Annotated in this window: 13 protein-coding genes; 3 read left to right on the top strand and 10 right to left on the bottom strand. The window is 59.0% G+C overall.

Features of this window, described 5'->3' with window-relative positions; all coding sequences use genetic code 11:
• The first annotated feature begins 1 nt into the window (after position 1).
• Entirely contained in the window at positions 2–1,249 is a 1,248-nt protein-coding gene (locus tag EXY20_RS27875) for a WD40/YVTN/BNR-like repeat-containing protein (RefSeq protein ID WP_135555412.1), read from the top strand.
• Between the two features lie 110 nt (positions 1,250–1,359).
• On the opposite strand, the gene EXY20_RS27870 is transcribed toward EXY20_RS27875, so the two are convergent.
• Complete coding sequence (locus tag EXY20_RS27870) at positions 1,360–1,791, bottom strand: hypothetical protein (RefSeq protein WP_235886229.1); 432 nt, start codon at positions 1,789–1,791, stop codon at positions 1,360–1,362.
• A 277-nt stretch (positions 1,792–2,068) separates the two neighbouring features.
• On the opposite strand from EXY20_RS27870, the gene EXY20_RS27865 reads away from it, so the two are divergent.
• On the top strand, positions 2,069–2,917 hold the full coding sequence (locus tag EXY20_RS27865) for an HAD-IIA family hydrolase (RefSeq protein ID WP_135555411.1): 849 nt from the start codon (positions 2,069–2,071) through the stop codon (positions 2,915–2,917).
• Between the two features lie 126 nt (positions 2,918–3,043).
• Here EXY20_RS27865 and EXY20_RS27860 read toward each other — a convergent pair whose 3' ends face one another.
• The 3 genes from EXY20_RS27860 to EXY20_RS27850 are packed head-to-tail and all read right to left on the bottom strand — an operon-like array spanning position 3,044 to position 4,979.
• Complete coding sequence (locus EXY20_RS27860) at positions 3,044–3,727, bottom strand: hypothetical protein (RefSeq protein WP_135555410.1); 684 nt, start codon at positions 3,725–3,727, stop codon at positions 3,044–3,046.
• Complete coding sequence (locus tag EXY20_RS27855; protein ID WP_135555409.1) at positions 3,724–4,620, bottom strand: ABC transporter ATP-binding protein; 897 nt, start codon at positions 4,618–4,620, stop codon at positions 3,724–3,726. Before EXY20_RS27855 ends, EXY20_RS27860 begins: the two co-directional genes overlap by 4 nt.
• A complete protein-coding gene (locus EXY20_RS27850) occupies positions 4,617–4,979 on the bottom strand; it encodes a GntR family transcriptional regulator (RefSeq protein ID WP_407944940.1) in 363 nt (120 codons plus the stop codon). The genes EXY20_RS27855 and EXY20_RS27850 overlap by 4 nt, the downstream gene beginning before the upstream one ends.
• A 350-nt stretch (positions 4,980–5,329) precedes the next feature.
• Between EXY20_RS27850 and glsA the strand changes: the two genes are divergently transcribed.
• On the top strand, positions 5,330–6,283 hold the full coding sequence (glsA, locus tag EXY20_RS27845; protein WP_135555407.1) for a glutaminase A: 954 nt from the start codon (positions 5,330–5,332) through the stop codon (positions 6,281–6,283).
• 34 nt (positions 6,284–6,317) lie between these two features.
• On the opposite strand, the gene EXY20_RS27840 is transcribed toward glsA, so the two are convergent.
• From EXY20_RS27840 to EXY20_RS27815, 6 genes are all read right to left on the bottom strand, one after another.
• On the bottom strand, positions 6,318–6,899 hold the full coding sequence (locus EXY20_RS27840) for a DUF1273 domain-containing protein (RefSeq protein WP_167859574.1): 582 nt from the start codon (positions 6,897–6,899) through the stop codon (positions 6,318–6,320).
• Positions 6,900–6,947: 48 nt separating this feature from the next.
• Complete coding sequence (locus EXY20_RS27835; RefSeq protein WP_135555405.1) at positions 6,948–8,711, bottom strand: methyl-accepting chemotaxis protein; 1,764 nt, start codon at positions 8,709–8,711, stop codon at positions 6,948–6,950.
• A 325-nt stretch (positions 8,712–9,036) separates the two neighbouring features.
• Positions 9,037–10,821 carry a CotH kinase family protein gene (locus tag EXY20_RS27830; protein WP_135555404.1) on the bottom strand — a complete coding sequence of 595 codons (1,785 nt, stop codon included), beginning with the start codon at positions 10,819–10,821 and terminating at the stop codon, positions 9,037–9,039.
• Between the two features lie 20 nt (positions 10,822–10,841).
• Positions 10,842–11,531 carry a DUF4956 domain-containing protein gene (locus EXY20_RS27825; RefSeq protein ID WP_135555403.1) on the bottom strand — a complete coding sequence of 230 codons (690 nt, stop codon included), beginning with the start codon at positions 11,529–11,531 and terminating at the stop codon, positions 10,842–10,844.
• A 1-nt stretch (position 11,532) separates the two neighbouring features.
• On the bottom strand, positions 11,533–12,246 hold the full coding sequence (locus EXY20_RS27820; RefSeq protein WP_135555402.1) for a polyphosphate polymerase domain-containing protein: 714 nt from the start codon (positions 12,244–12,246) through the stop codon (positions 11,533–11,535).
• 179 nt (positions 12,247–12,425) lie between these two features.
• Positions 12,426–13,301 (bottom strand): radical SAM/SPASM domain-containing protein, encoded by an 876-nt coding sequence (locus tag EXY20_RS27815; protein WP_135555401.1) that lies wholly within the window; start codon positions 13,299–13,301, stop codon positions 12,426–12,428.
• Between the last annotated feature and the right edge of the window lie 350 nt (positions 13,302–13,651).

The following is a 13,651-nucleotide window of genomic DNA, read 5'->3' as shown; positions in this document are numbered from 1 at the left end:
GATGAAACGATCCGACACATCTGCAATCGAAAGCGCCTTGCCGCTCGCGCCATCGTACACGACGATATGGCGCAACGACGACGGCGAACGTTACGTCGAAGGCTGCGGCATGACGCTGGCGGGCGACGGGTCGCTGCTTGCGGCGGTGCCGGTCGTCCCGCGCTTCCGCTGGAGCCGCGAGCGCCGCGCGGCGCAGAGCCGCACGCATATGCTTCGCAGCACGGACGGCGGCGAAACGTGGCAGCAGCTCGGCGAGCTGCCTTACTACTCCGCTTGTCCGTGGGGATACGGCGGCGATCTGTACTTGTTCGCCTTCACCGGCGGAACCGAATACCGCAACGACGACTTGCTGCTGCTGAGGAGTGGCGACGGCGGAGCCACCTGGTCGGCTCCGGTCACGCTGTTCAAGGGGCACTTCTGGAACTGCCACACCGGCATGGTCATCAGGGACGACCGCTTGTATTGGGCGATTGACGATCTGGGACTGGGCGGCGTATACGAATCGCCGACGGACATTCCCCGCGGCGGCGCCCGCGCGCCGCGCGCGATCGTCTGCGACTTGACGGGCGATCCGATGGATCCCGGCAATTGGCGTATGTCCGATCCGGTGCCGTTCCCCGGCGCGCCGGATGCGATTGTCAACGCGCAATTCGAGGAGCGCGGCACCAGCCATTATCTCGAGCCGAACGTCATCGATGTGTACGGCCGGCTGCGGCTGCTCGCGACGGTCAAGCTGCGCGGCCAATCGGCAAGCAATTTGTGCGCTGTGCTCGACATAACCGACGAAGGCGAAGGCGGAGACGGAGACGGCAAGCTAGGCCTGACGTTCCGCCAGTATTCGCCGATGCCCGGCGGCCAGCTGAAGTTCTGCATCGTCCGGGACGAAGCGTCGCGCCTGTTCTGGGCGGTCGCCAACATGGCCGCCGACAGCCAGGGGCTCGTCGACTGGAACGACGCGGAAGGCAAGCGGGACGAAGTATACGCCCATGTGCCGGGAGGCGACGATCGCCGGTTCCTGATGCTGCTCTACAGCGCGGACGGCTTGAATTGGTTCCAGGCGGGCTGCATCGCCCGCGCCGACAAGCTGACGCAGTCGTTCATGTACGCCGTGCCGGTCATCGCCGGCGACGATCTCGCCGTCATCGCCCGCTCCAGCATCAACGCGCCCAACCGGCACGACGCCGATTGCGCCACGTTTCATCGCGTGCGCGATTTCCGCCGACTGGCGCTGAAGTTGTACCCGGATTGAGGCGGCCAAACGAGCCAGGGCCGCAACGCCCCTCCCCCGGAGCGACAGCGTCTGTACCGGACATGCGAAGAAAAAAGGAGGGCCCATCGGGCCCTCCTCCTCTAGCCAACCTACTTCTTCACCTTGTCTTTGTGGCGGAAGCGCAGCGCCGACCATGTCGCGTCAACGGCGACATTCGAAACCGGCCGGTAGCTGGAAATCGATTCCATCAACACCCACAAGCTGTCGCGGTTGATGTCCGGTTTGAACTTGCCCGATTGCTTCGGATAACAAATCCAGAAAATCGCGTCGTCCTGCAGCGCCGGAATGATCTTCGGCACCCATTCCTTGACTTCGCCGGAATCCTTGGCGAACAGCTGAACGAAGTCGAACTTGCCGTTTAGTTCCTTCTCCGCATCGATGCCGAGCTCGTAGCCTTCTGGCGCTTCGAGAACGGCGGCGCGGCCGTTTTTGTAATGCAGCTTCTGAAACATCGCCTTCTCCACGTGGTTCATCTCCGTATCATCGGCCGGCTCTCTCGGCCGGTCCATAATCGGGAACATTATAGGCTACCGCTGATTCCCTGTCAACTGATCCGGCGTTCCGCTAGTATAACGGGATGCGGCTTCGGTCTCCTGGCCGCAATTGTCTTGACACCTTTGTTCGCAGAAAGGTAATATGGTTTTGCAATATAGCAGATGAAAGACCTGTTTGGATAAGAGCGGCGAATGAGAGAAAGCTCTTCACACACGGGATGCATTCGTGCGCCCTGGTGAAGAACTTTCTCTTTTCTGTTTTATCGTTGCCACGTCGGCAGAAAACTTGCGCTGGAGGAAAAGCATGGAGAAGCGGGAAACGAACGGCGAAAGCATGAATCTGCGAAATGCGGCGGTCTATTTTTTCGATCTGGACGGATGCGTTTATCATCAGGACCAGCCAGCTCCGGGCGCCGGGGAATTGTTTCAATTATTGCGGCAGGATAGGAAACGGATCGGCGTCATCACCAACAACTCGCGCCAGACGGCTGCGGAAATTGAGCGGAAATTGCTCCGAATGGATCTGCATATCGCAGCGGATGAAATCTTTACCGCAACGGATTTGACGGGAGCCTATCTCATGGAACGATACGGACGTCAGACGGTGGCGGTTATCGGTTCGGAGAGCCTGACGCTTTCCATCCGTCAATGCGGGCATGAAGTGGCGGATTGGGAGACGGCTGGCCGGGCAGATGCCGTCGTCATCGGCAGAGATACCGATTTTAGCTTCGATAAGCTGCAGCGGATTGTCGACCTGGAAAGCGCAGGCGCTCGTGTCATTGCCGCCAACCCCGATGCGTTCCATCCCGGCGGGCAGGGCCGGAAAATTCCCGAAACCGGCGCTTTGACCGCAGCGGTAGAGACCATCCTGGGCCAAGCTGTGAATTACGTAGGCAAGCCCGGTGCTTATATGTATGAGTACGGCATGCGCAAGTACGGCGTTCGGCCGCAGCAGTGCGTCATGGTGGGAGATAATTTGCTTACAGATATCGCCGGGGGCGCGCAGGCCGGCATGCGAACGGTCTGGATTCGCGGGGCGGGGATGAATCAACGCATCGCCGCAGAGGAGGAAGGACGAACCGGTCCGATGCCCGACCTGGCCGTCGATCAGTTGGCGGACTTGCTGGAGGCATACCGGGGAACTCGAATATAAGAATGGACGAATTTGTCGGCACGGACGAAAGCCTGTTGAGCATCCTCAACAGGCTTTCGGGTTGTTGGCATTACCGCCGGCAGCCGTCGGGAAGCGGCGGATCGAAAGGCAGATCGGGCGATTGGATCAGACGGTCGCCCGGCGCAGCATCGCGTACGCCGCCGCGGCCTGCACCACGATGACGGCATCGATCCAAAGCGCAAGCTCGATCATGGTCGAACCGGCGAACCAGTCGAATATCGCTCCCCACCAGTTGTTGTAGGTCACCACATAGGAGCCGATCATGCCGATCAGCGAAAAGGCGATCGCCGCTGCAAACATGCCACCCCGTCCAAAGCGGCGAAAAATGCTCGAGATGAAAAACCCGCATACGTACATCCAGAAAATAACGGTAAAGTTCACCCACAGCTGCTGCGCGGCCGAACCGTCGCTCCAATAGGGCAGGGAGAAAAAGTGCAGCCCCAGGTTCCAGCCGCCGGACAATCCCCTTTCGATTGCCGCAAGCATGTAAAGCACAACCGCTACAATAACGCTGTTCACCAGCACGGCGCCAGCCGTTCCCAGCATAAAATCTTTGCGTCTGACGCTCATGCCGAGCGCGAACGGGAACATTTGCGCCAAGCCGATAATGCCCGCCACGAAAAAATAGATGAAGATCGACATGATCCCGCCGGTATAGATCTCCTCTTCCACGAAGTAGGCGGTTGCCAAATTCACGACGAAGCTGGACAACAATATGATCCACGGGAGCATAAACCATGAAAATTTGTCCCGATAATACATGCGAACGACGCCTGTGATCCGATTCATCGAGCGTTCCCCGCCTTTCGTTCGGTTTTGCCGTTCGTTGTGTAAACGATCAGCTGCTGCAAGGAAACCGGCGTCACCTCAAGCCCTTCGGCCGCCGCATTCCCGCGTTCCCGCGCGCTTAGCTCGCCCAATGCGGCAGCGGACAGCAAGCTTCCCAGCGGCTGCTTGTCGATGACGGTTTTGCCGGCGAGGAACGCTTCGACCTTGCTGGCCGAACCGACGACCGCAAACGCTTTGCCGCGCAGCGTATCGGCGTCTTCATCGATCAGCACCTTGCCTTTGTCGACGAGGATGACATGCTCGAGCAGCCGGCTCACTTCGTCGATCAGATGCGTCGAAAGCACGATCGTCCGCGGAAATACGCTGTAATCCTCAAGCAGCCGGTCGTAAAACATCGCCCGGGCCACGGCGTCGAGGCCGAGATAAGGCTCGTCGAACATCGTCAGCGGCGCCCGGCTGGCCAGTCCGACGATAATGCCGACCGAAGAGAGCATGCCGCGCGACAGCTTCTTCATCCGCCGCTTGAGCGGCAAGCGGAAATCTTCCGCCAGCAGGTATGCATAATCGCGATCCCAGTTCGGGAAAAACGTGCCCGCCGACTCAAGCACGTCGACGACGCGAAACGTATCGGGGTATTTCTGGCTCTCTTTAATGAAGCAAATCTGGCTCAGCACCCGCTCGTTTTCGTACGGTTGCTCGCCGAATACGCTCAGCTCGCCGCTCGTTGCAAACAACTGCGCCGTCATCATGTGCATCAGCGTCGTTTTGCCCGCGCCGTTGCGGCCGAGCAGGCCGTAAATTTTGTTCGGTTCCAGCACGAAGCTGACGTCGTCGACGGCTTTGACGTTGCCGTATAGTTTGGACACATGCTTCAATTCTGCCGTAACGTTCATTGTTTGCCATCTCCTCTCCGTACCATTTCGGCCAGCTGCTCCGTTGTGATGCCGAGCTTTGCGGCTTCCCGTTTCATCGCCACCACGTAGGTTTCGTAAAACTGCTGCCGCCGTTTTTCCACCAGCACCTCTTTCGCACCTGTTGCCACGAACATGCCGATCCCTCGCTTTTTGTACAAAATTTGTTCGTCGACCAGCAAATTGACGCCTTTCGCCGCTGTAGCCGGATTGATCTGATAGAAGGCCGCAAATTGGTTCGTGGAAGGAACTTGCGACTCTTCGGGCAGAACGCCGGCAATAATGTCGTCTTCAATGCGTTCCGCGATTTGCACAAAAATCGGCCGGCTGTCGTCCATCATTCCACCCACCGCCTCACCGCCTAACTGGTTAGTTACTCATGTAATTAACTATATAGATAATGAAGCTGGAAGTCAACTGCTTTTTGATTGCCGAAAAAGAATTGGGTTGCCGGTCGCACTCACTCCCTTTTCCGGAAGTAAAAAATGCGGTACGCTAGGGTGAGACTGAGAACTCCGAGGACAGCAGATTGGGCCGAATTTTCGTTCCATGCAAGGAAGTTTTGCGCAGGCTTACCGGGGGTAAGTCAAGCAAAAGTGACGCAGCAGGGGGCGAAAAGGCGGTGCAAGATGCACCCGAGCGGGTTTTCAGTCACGCCCAATGGCGATGACTGTTGCGGGAGGAAAGATTCGTGGATCGATCCGAAGAAGAGTGGAGCCGGCTGGGTGCGCAATTGCCCGCGTGGGTCGAAATCAGCCGGGAGATGACGGCGTTCGGCCGCCCGGCTTCTTATATTCCCGAGCTGGCGGGTGCGCCGGCTCATGCGCTCGGCATCGCGGTCATGGAGCCGTCCGGGCGTATCGTCGCCGCGGGCGATTGCGGGCTGCGGTTTACGATGCAGAGCATCTCGAAAGTGTTCACACTGCTGCTTGCGCTGATGGACAACGGGGAAGAGGGCGTATTTCGCAAGGTGGGCATGGAGCCGACGGGGGACGACTTCAATTCGATGCTGAAGCTGGAGCTGGTTGAGCCGGGCATTCCGTTCAACCCGCTCATCAACGCCGGGGCAATCGCGATTTCGTCGCTTATTGCCGGGGCGACGCCGGCGGAGAAAACGCAGCGAATTTTCGCTTTTTTGCGCCGGCTGGCGGGGGACGATACGATCGTCGGCGACGAGGCGGTGTACGCTTCCGAGTCGGCGACGGCGTTTCGCAATCGTTCGCTGGCATACTTCCTGAAGGACAACCGTGTGCTTGAGGACAAGGACGATGTGGAAGAGGTGCTCGATGTCTACTTTCGGCATTGCTCCGCCTTGGCGACATGCCGCCATATCGCCCGCATGGGGCTTGTTCTGGCGCTCGGGGGCGTCGATCCCGCGACGGGCGAGCAGCTTGTGCCGCGGCGGTTCGTGCAGATCGCCAAAACGTTCATGTTCAGCTGCGGCATGTACAACGCCTCCGGCGAGTTTGCGATTCGTGTCGGTCTGCCGGCCAAAAGCGGGGTGGCGGGCGGCATCATGACGCTCGTACCGGGCCGTTACGGCATCGGCGTCGTCGGACCGGCGCTGAACGGCAAAGGCAACAGCACGGCCGGCGTCCATCTGCTGGAGAAGCTGTCGCGCGAGTTCGACTGGAGTTTGTTCTGAAGAAGCGATGGCGGGAGGGCCTGCTGCCTGCGCTTTACGTGTCGTCGAAATCCGCGTATTCGTTAGTGGCGGCGTCCCGCTGCTCGTCGGCGATCGTTTGCAGTTCCTCCGCGCCGATCTGGAGGAGCGGGTAGTCGCGCGACCTGCCTTCGCGCAGGGCCAGTTCCTTGATGTATTTGGGCGAACCTTCGTTCTCCTCGTCGTACACGAGCAGCAGGCCGTCGGAATTGCGCAGCAGGAACGTATCCTTGGCCCGGAATTGCCACGGTCCGGCGTACTTCGTTTTTGTCACGCTGTTCACATAATCGGCTTGCTGCAGCAAGTGCAGGTAGCGGTCTTTTTTGTCGTCGCTCCAGTTCTCCTCCTGCTCGAGAAATGGCGTAATGACGGCCAACTGCAGGCCGCAGCCTGCCTGCTTCAGCTCGATTGCCGCCTCGGCCGCCCACACTTCGACGCCCCATTGCCCGCTGACGATCACCCATTCCAGCCCTTCGTCCTGCATGCTCAGCAGCCGGCTTTTGACAGCTTGTTTGATAATGGCGACACCCGGATGCTTGGACGAAAAAATGCCCAACTCCGACGCCTTGTACCCTGCAATCAGCAATCTGTTGATGATGAAATTCTGCCTCCTTCCGCCTGCGCATCAAGTCCGGGATTGGACCGGCTACACCTTTAGCCGCTCGACGGACCGGCGCATTTCCTGCGACGCCACGCTTACTTGCGCGGCGGACTCCGCGATGTGGCGCGCGGCTTCGGACTGCTGCTGCGTCATTTCGTAAATGCGAAAAATTTGCTCCGACGCGGACTGGGCGATATCGGCAATATTGGCCACGGCCGCTGCCACTTCTTCCGATCCGGCGGACATTTGCTCCGCCGCCGCCGACACTTCTTCCATCTGTCCGCCAACCTGCTTAAACTTGTCCAGCATGTTGCGAAAGGAAACTTCCGCACTGGCGGCGATCGCAACCCCTTGCGTCATTTCCTGCACGCCGGTCGTCATTTTGCCGCCGATGCCGGTTGCGCTGAGCCGGATGTCTTGCAGCAGCGCCCCGATCTGACTGGCGGCCTGGGCCGACGCTTCGGCCAACTGGCGCACTTCGCCCGCAACGACGGCGAAGCCGCGTCCGTGTTCGCCGGCGCGCGCCGCTTCGATCGAGGCGTTCAGCGCAAGCAGCTTCGTTTGGCTGGCGATGCCGGCGATCATGTCGAGCGCGCCGCCGATTAGGGCGGAGGAGTCGTTCAGCGTCCGCGCCATTGCCAGCACGTCGCCGCCTGTGGCGGAGACGGCGCGCACCTGCCGTTCGAGCCGCCGCATCGTCTCCGCTCCCTCTTCCGCTTCGCCGAGCGCGGCTTGGGCGGCGTCGGCCACGGCTTGCGCCGCTTCGGAAATGCGCACGATGCCCTGCGTCATTTCGCCGATTGCGCGGGCACTGTCCGCGGCGCCGATGCGCTGCGTCTGCGCGCCTTCGGCCACTTCCTGCATGGCGCCTTGCACCGTTTCGTTGCTGGCGAGCAGACGGTCCGCTTCGTCGCGGAAACGGGAAGACGAGGCGGCGGTTTGTTCGGAGGCGCCGGCGATGCCGGCCACAAGCGCGCCCATCGAGCTGCGCAGGCTGCCGGACATCTTCGTCATCGCCCGGTAGGTGGCGCCAATCTCGTCGGCGGATCGCACCGGGTGGTCGGCGAGCAGCCGCTCCGCTTGCGCGAGTTCGCCGGCGGCGATCAGCTCGGCGCCGGACTGGATGAGCCTGAGCGGCCGCAGCGAGCGCACGATCAGGAAGACGATCGCCGCCAGCGCCGCCGCGGATGCCGCCAGCAGCAGCGCGTAGAAGCCGAGCGATCCGCGGATGACGGCGCCGGAGATGCTGGCGATGACGCGCGCGTCGGTGTCGACGCCGAGCGCGCCGATCACGGCGCCGTCCTTGCTGCGGATCGGAGCGAAGGCCGACAGGTAAGAGCCGTATTCGGGGTTGTCGAGCAGCTTGGTGGCGGCGGTGCGTCCTTCCTTGACGTCGGCGATGGCGGCTGCCGGCATATCGGTCACTTCACCGATCGGCGACGCGGCGTCTGAGCCTTTCGGCTGGCCGTCGATCATGATGATCGGCTGGTCTTGATCGCCGAAGCGGACCAGGTAAACGTACAACGCGCCGATCTGCGTGCGGTATTGATCCAGTTGGCCGCGGATCGCCCAGTAGCCGTCGTTTTCTTCCGGCTTCTGCAGGAACGCTTCATAAGGCTGCGTATCGAATTGTTGCGCATAGCTTTCCGCGAGACGCATGCCGTATGCGGCGATCGCTTGTTTGGCCGCGGTGCGCGAGTTGCCGATTTCGAGCAGGATGTAGCCGGCGGACAGCAGCGCAATCAGGGCGACGATGGCGGCGACAATGCGGGTGAGCACACTTTTTTGCAGCAGGGCGATAGGATTCAATCGCGAACGTTCCTCTCGGGATATAATGGATGGATTTGCTAAGGCTACGCTCTATTATAAGACAAGCGGAGGGAAAGGTCAGCAGGCGAATAAAGAAGCTTGAGGGTGAAAGGGCATTTGCGGATGAAAAATAAGCCATGAAAAATGGCTTATTGCCTCCATTTTTTCTGCCACGTCGAAAATAGCCAGTGAAAACACTAGCTATTTCGATCAAAACTGGCTTCAATCGGCCTTTTGGGCAAAATAGCCAGCGATTTCACTGGCTATTTCATTGCTGAGCGTTATTTTTACTCGAATAGACCATAAAAAGTGGCTTATTTTCTGATCAGAGGCGTTTGCGCCGGAAGTTGACGACGAAGACGCATGCCAGCATAAGAATCGCTACGGCTCCAAGCGCGGTGTACGCTTCTTTGGCGGAGCCGGGTTTGGCGCTTGCGGCAGGCTGACCGAACATGTCGCCGGGACCGCCGAATCCGCCGCCCGGGAAGATTTGCCCGCCGCGGCCGCCGCCCATGTTGCCGCCCGGGAAGATTTGCCCTTGATCGCCGCCGGGAAAGCCCTGTCCGCCGCCGAAGTTGCCTTGCCCTTGCGGTTGCTGCCCTTGTTGCTGTTGCCCTTGCGGTTGCTGCCCTTGTTGCGGTTGCTGCCCTTGCTGTGGCTGCTGATTTTGCTGAGCCGGCGCCTCGTCTGCCGCCAGCTTTAAACCCGCCGCGGCATTCGCTCCAGCCGCCGCTCCCGCGCCGCCCTGCGCATTCGCTCCCGCGCCGCCTTGCGCCCCGGCGCCGCCGCGGTTGCCGCGGCCGCCGCCCATGCCGCCGCCGCTGCCGTTGCCGTTGTTGGTCGAAGCGGCGGTGCCGTCGAGCTGCTGCGAGATGTTTTGCACCCGGTTCGCGTTGCCGGAGATCAACTGCTTGACGCCGTTCTCGTATTCCTCGAACGTGTAGAACGAGGTAGGATCGGCTTTGACATAGTCGCCGATCATCGCCGCGAGCTCGTTCACCCGCGCCTCGAACGTGTCGGACGCGAGGAAACCTTCAACCGCATCGCGAATCAATTGATGGTATTCCTCCTTGTACTTGTCGTTCGCCAGCAGCTTGGCGACGAGCGGCCGTTCGCTGACGGCGCCTTGCGTCGGCTCGTCGATCAGCAAATTTTGGCTGCCGAGACCGCCGAACGCCATGTTGTAATCCCACGGCAAAATGGAGAAAATACCGTCATCCTCGTACAAATAATAATTTTGCTTGTTGCCGCCGATGTAGCTGTCGGTGTTCGCCGTTACGACGTTGAGCGCGATATATTTCAGCGCGTCGTCGATATCGAGCACGCGGGCGTAATCGCTTCCGTTGTTCAGCTCGTTCAGCATGTCGACCAGCACGTCGCCGTTCGACGATTTCGATTTCATCGCCAGCCCCGTGTACAGGGACGGATCTTCGCCGACCCATTTCAAATCGCTGCCGGAGCCGCCCATTATGCCTTTGTACAGCGCGCCGTACGAATTGCCGAAGTTGCGCTCCAGATACGAATCGCCGACCTGCTCGATCGCCAGGTAAAATCCCCACAGCTTGCCGTTCACCGACACATTGACGTACGAATATTCGGGCGTCGGCAGCTCCATTTCCCGGGCCAATTCATATGTCAGAAACTCGCGCATGTAGGTGGCGTCGCTGTAGTTGTTGTTCAGGTTGATTTTGCCGATGCCGTACAACGTCTGGCTCGAAATGTATTCGTCAAACGACAGCTTGAAGCTGTAACGGTCCGAATCCGGCATGTTGACGACGCTGCGCAGGCTCAAATTGCCTTTGGTGCGGACGCCGACATTGTCGTAATGGATGCCGTTGTAATCGACCGACGCGGAGTGAAATTCCTCGGCGGACGCGTTGTCGAGCATCGATTGGAATTCGTCCTCGTCAATCGTAATGTTGACGTCGACCACCTTGTCGCGCGGAAACACGGTTTGTTCGATCAGCTTCGTATTGGCCGACGCCTTGTCGACAGCCAGCCCGAGCGCGTTGTCCGGGTGCAGCAGCTGATACAGTCCGGTGACCCCGACGACGAGCAGGGCGACGACGAAGCTGGCGATCACCGGCCACGCAGAGTTTCGTTTGTTCATTCCAAACACCGCCTGTCGCTTCAGGATACGTAGTCGCCGTTGTAGCTGATCAGCACCGCGTCCCGGACGCCTTCGATCGCCGTCAACTGGTTGACGAAAGCCGGTTCATTTTCGCCAAGCCGCAGTTCTACTGTCATTTCCACATTGTCCGCCGTCACCGTTTTTTGTTTCACATTGTACCGTTTGACCACGGCTTTCAGCTTCTGCATGACGGCTTGTTCGCTTCGGTCGCCGCTGCAGTTCAGGACGAGCAGGTACGGCGTTTCGAACGAAGCGCGTTTGATGAACAGGAACAGCACGATGCCGACGACAACGGAGCCGATCACGGCAAGAGTGTAAAAGCCGGCGCCGGTCACAATCCCGGCAACGGCGGCCCAGAACAGGAAAATCAGGTCGGTCGGATCTTTGATCGGCGTCCGGAAACGAACGATGCTGAGCGCGCCGACCATCCCGAGCGACAATACGAGATTCGAGTTGATGGCGATAATGACGAGCGCCGTAATGAGCGTCATGCCGATCAGCGAAACGTTGAAGCTTTTGGAGTACAACACGCCGCTGAATACCCGTTTGTAGAGCAAATAAATGAACAAGCCGATCAAAAATGCGATACCGAGCGTAAGCAATATTTTGCTGATGCTGATGGAAGTGTTGAAATTGTCCACGACGGAATTTTTGAGCAAATCGGTAAAGCTTGTTTTTTCCTGGTCCATCTTATTGGTCCTCCCAGTCGTTCGTTTTAATGAATTTGCGGCAAATGACGTATTTCGAGTTCGACTGCCGGATCAGCCCTTCGGATTGAATCGCAGCCCGCACATATTCGGGCAAAAACTCGTCGTACTTCACTTCGAATACGATTAAATGGTCGTCCAGCGCACGAACGGTGCCGAGGTTGCGGTTGAAAATATCGGTTGCGCCGAGGCCCGTCCGCAGCTGTTTGTCGAAGGTGACGCGTACGTTTCCGGCTTTGGCCACATACGCTTCGCGCACGTAATCGACGATCACTTTCGGCCGCAGCAGCTTCGTTTTCATTTCGCGGTACATGTCGTACAGCAGCGGCCGGTCCGGCCGGTTGAGCACTTCGCAGTCGCCGGCCATAACCGCGTCGCACATGTTTCGCGTCAAAGACTCTTTGCGTTTGGCGATGTACTCGTTGCGTTTGATTTTTTTCTCCACATGAATGATGGTGTCGGAGAAATTGTAAATCCGGATCCGGTACTTTTCCCGGTCGCGTACGCCGCCAAGCTTCTCATGCAGCGCCTTGTTGTCGATGTCGTCGAAATACAGGCTGCGGATATGGTAGTCGCCGGTTGCGCCGGCGTTCTTGTCCGGGTCCAGCAGATGCCGCAGCTGCTGGCGAACGATGCGATACTGAAGCGGATTCATGTAAAATTTCAACTCGTGGCGGTATTTCAGTTTGTTCTCCATGGTTGCACCTCGCTTTCGACTCGGACCTTTACAATGGCTTAACAATCACAAACCCAATGTACCGGACCTACTTGATTATTCGCTGAGTGTCACATGAGAACTGGATTAGAACGCCGGCAACAACAAAAAACGGGGCTGCTCCTGCCGAGAGCGGCCCCGTTCTGTTGGGTATGGTTATGTTATGCGCCAAACCGTTTGCGGTAGCCGCACTTGCGGCACAGCTCCTCGACCGCTTCGCGGCGGGAGAAGCCGTCTACGAGCCGGTTCGCGCGTTCGCCTTCGACAATGACGGAGAACGGCGTTTCATGCACGTTGCCAAGATCGATGACGCCTTCGCCGTCCAGGCAGCACGGCACTACCGTTCCGTTCGACAAGATCGCCGCCTGGCTGCGCAGCGCGTGGCAGAAGCCGCGGCCCTCGTCCTCGGGGGCGTGCAGGCTGGGCCATTCGAATTCGTGGTCCTGATTGAGGTAGACGTTCGGGGCGATGCGGACGCCGCTTCCGGGAATGACTTTTTCCTCGATCCGGTAGTCCAGGCCGAACTCCCGCTCCAGCATCGACAGCGTTTCGCGGTTGCGCTGCAATTCCAGGTTCGTTGCGTTGTCCCGCCGCAAATTCCACAACCGGAACGACACGATGACGCCTTGTTTCACGACTTCGCGCACGAAGGCGAAGATCGCCTGCAAATAACCTTCGCGATTGTTCGAGCCGATATGGCCGTCAAAGCTGTGCAGCGAAAAATTGATTTGCCGCAGCGCCGGTTTGCCGAGCAGCTTGGCGCTGTTTTTGGCGATCAGCGTGCCGTTGGTCGTAATGTTCACGCGGAAGCCTTTGGCGGCGCTTTCGTCGAGCAATTCGTCGATGCGCGGGTGCAGCAGCGGTTCGCCTTTGACGTGCAGGTAGATGTGGTTCGTGTACGGCTTGATTTGATCGAGAATATGCGAGAAGGTGTCCCGCTGGATAAAATTCGCCTTGCGTTCCGTCGGCGGACAGAACGTGCAGGCGAGATTGCAGACGCTTGTAATTTCGACATACACTTTTTTGAACGATTTCATTGCCGCAGGCTCTCCCCATTTCGCCTTTCGCCGCCGAAACGGCTGGCGCTCGTACCCCCGATTATAGCACAACGCCGCCGCCGGCAGGGGAAAACCGTTGCGCCGCGCAGGGCAATCGCTTACGAATGGTTACGATTCACCGTCACCCTGCTCCTGAGACACAATTCCATGATATAGCGGAAGGAGGTTCCGCTATTGCGCCAAGGTGTCTTTGAGGCCCTGGACTATGGCTGGCTGTGAATCGTAACGATACATTTTCAGGAAGCTGGAGGACGTTTCGTACATCATTGGGATCCAAGCCGCAGCTTTACACAGGTCATGTCCAGCTTCTCGTGCAGGGTGTTTTCAAT

This window comes from Paenibacillus cymbidii, assembly GCF_004764705.1.
Classification (GTDB): Bacteria; Bacillota; Bacilli; order Paenibacillales; family NBRC-103111; genus Paenibacillus_AN; species Paenibacillus_AN cymbidii.
The sequence above is the reverse complement of the archived record's forward strand: the minus strand, read 5'-3'. Positions and strand labels throughout refer to the sequence as shown.

What these genes read in the sequence shown, in the direction of transcription:
- EXY20_RS27875 (WP_135555412.1), top strand. Translation starts at nt 2, where the DNA reads ATGAAACGATCCGACACATCTGCAATCGAAAGCGCCTTGCCGCTCGCG.
- EXY20_RS27870 (WP_235886229.1), bottom strand. Translation starts at nt 1,791, where the DNA reads ATGTTCCCGATTATGGACCGGCCGAGAGAGCCGGCCGATGATACGGAG.
- EXY20_RS27865 (WP_135555411.1), top strand. Translation starts at nt 2,069, where the DNA reads ATGGAGAAGCGGGAAACGAACGGCGAAAGCATGAATCTGCGAAATGCG.
- EXY20_RS27860 (WP_135555410.1), bottom strand. Translation starts at nt 3,727, where the DNA reads ATGAATCGGATCACAGGCGTCGTTCGCATGTATTATCGGGACAAATTT.
- EXY20_RS27855 (WP_135555409.1), bottom strand. Translation starts at nt 4,620, where the DNA reads ATGAACGTTACGGCAGAATTGAAGCATGTGTCCAAACTATACGGCAAC.
- EXY20_RS27850 (WP_407944940.1), bottom strand. Translation starts at nt 4,979, where the DNA reads ATGATGGACGACAGCCGGCCGATTTTTGTGCAAATCGCGGAACGCATT.
- EXY20_RS27830 (WP_135555404.1), bottom strand. Translation starts at nt 10,821, where the DNA reads ATGAACAAACGAAACTCTGCGTGGCCGGTGATCGCCAGCTTCGTCGTC.
- EXY20_RS27825 (WP_135555403.1), bottom strand. Translation starts at nt 11,531, where the DNA reads ATGGACCAGGAAAAAACAAGCTTTACCGATTTGCTCAAAAATTCCGTC.
- EXY20_RS27820 (WP_135555402.1), bottom strand. Translation starts at nt 12,246, where the DNA reads ATGGAGAACAAACTGAAATACCGCCACGAGTTGAAATTTTACATGAAT.
- EXY20_RS27815 (WP_135555401.1), bottom strand. Translation starts at nt 13,301, where the DNA reads ATGAAATCGTTCAAAAAAGTGTATGTCGAAATTACAAGCGTCTGCAAT.